Origin of the sequence: Zooshikella ganghwensis DSM 15267 (assembly GCF_000428585.1) — a bacterium.
Classification (GTDB): domain Bacteria; phylum Pseudomonadota; class Gammaproteobacteria; order Pseudomonadales; family Zooshikellaceae; genus Zooshikella; species Zooshikella ganghwensis.
Genome location: NZ_AUAF01000363.1, coordinates 1 through 1,489, shown reverse-complemented (window position 1 = coordinate 1,489; position 1,489 = coordinate 1). Strand labels below are relative to the sequence as shown.

2 protein-coding genes are annotated in these 1,489 nt (G+C 38.0%); one reads left to right on the top strand and one right to left on the bottom strand.

Features of this window, described 5'->3' with window-relative positions; translation table 11 throughout:
- Positions 1-227 precede the first annotated feature (227 nt).
- A complete protein-coding gene (locus tag F607_RS0126985; protein ID WP_027710466.1) occupies positions 228-923 on the top strand; it encodes an OmpA family protein in 696 nt (231 codons plus the stop codon).
- Positions 924-989: 66 nt separating this feature from the next.
- On the opposite strand, the gene F607_RS0126980 is transcribed toward F607_RS0126985, so the two are convergent.
- Positions 990-1,310 carry a hypothetical protein gene (locus F607_RS0126980; RefSeq protein ID WP_027710465.1) on the bottom strand — a complete coding sequence of 107 codons (321 nt, stop codon included), beginning with the start codon at positions 1,308-1,310 and terminating at the stop codon, positions 990-992.
- Positions 1,311-1,489: the final 179 nt, after the last annotated feature.

Sequence of the window (1,489 nt, the reverse complement as noted above, 5' to 3'; positions counted from 1 at the left end):
ACAATTCTTAATGGTTTCGCAGCCTGAATTGTAATACCAATGAAGGATCAATTCACTTCTAACCAATTGATTTCTCAAAGTTATTCAGCTTTCTGCCCTGTACATAGAAATGCCATATTTCGCCAGAATTAATCTCAACAATTCCTTTTTCTTTACCTGGGTATGTCGTTTTGTAAGTTTTTAATACTACACATAACTCGATTTCAAGCTTATTCAAGGATTCTGTGATGAAACAACAACTGCTTGCTTCAGTATTTTGTTTATTAATTAATTTTCCATTTTCGACACTTCATGCTGATGAACCTGTTGCCGAGGTTGAAGAAAAACTATTAATGAGTGGCTCAGGAATGGTGATAGGAGGATTGGCTGCCGGACCTTTTGGGGTGGTTTTAGGCGCTGCTGCTGGTGATTTTATCAGTGAACGCTTAGCATTAGCCGATCAAGCTGAACAAAATGCTTTAGCACTTTCTAGCGCAGAACAAGAAATTCAGTCTTTACGCACTCAACTCAACCAAAATGAAACAGTCTCAGTACCTGAAGATGCTGAATATTTGCAACTATCAGCCACCGATAAGTTAGCCATTGACATTCATTTCTTTACAGGAAAAAATGATATACCTCAGCAAGAAATTGATAAAATTAGCTACCTGATTAGTACACTCAATACCAACCCTCAACTTGATATTCAGCTGGAAGGTTTTGCAGATATAAGAGGAAAAAACGATAGTAATTATCAGCTATCACTCGCGCGGGTAAATGCTATTCACCAAATGCTACTTGAGTCAGGCATTGATGACCAGCGCATTAATAGTATCGCCCATGGTGATAAAAAAGCCCAAAACAGCAAAGCCAGCGACCAGCAAGCACTGGATAGAAAGGTAAGAGTGACTTTTTTTGTTAGTGATAACTGGTTAAATGAGTAAGAGGGAAAATTGCTTTCCCTCCTCTTTAATTCACCCATAGCCTAAAGTGGCCGTTTTAACAGACAGTTACGGGAGTAAAGCTTTCGCTAAAATAATATTGACAATCACCACTACAAAGTAAAAGGTACCTTTTCGATCATAAGGCAGAGCCGCCAAAATAACAGATAAACCCGCTGCAAACCCCAACATTAAACTCATTGACAGCGTATAGGATGAGGATAAACTCCGTAAAATAGCAACATACCCTTGTTCTGTTGTCACTAAAACATTAATAAGTAATAACATCAATTGTGTTACCACCGAACAAACCAGCGTATGCACAAGCTTTTTTTGATAGGTCCAGTCAAAATGATTAATAGCGTGATGAGAAGAAGTAAATGTATTCATAGCTAACACCTCTTATTTTTCCTCTCTTAACGTATAAAATAGCTCAGTTTAGAGATTTTTATGCCCCCAAATCTAAGAAAATTTCCTATGTACAGGACAAAACTTTCAGGGAGTGCCGAAATACTGCCAGGTTAACACTTCCTTCTACTAGTACCCTGTGTAAGTAATCAAGCCCTAGA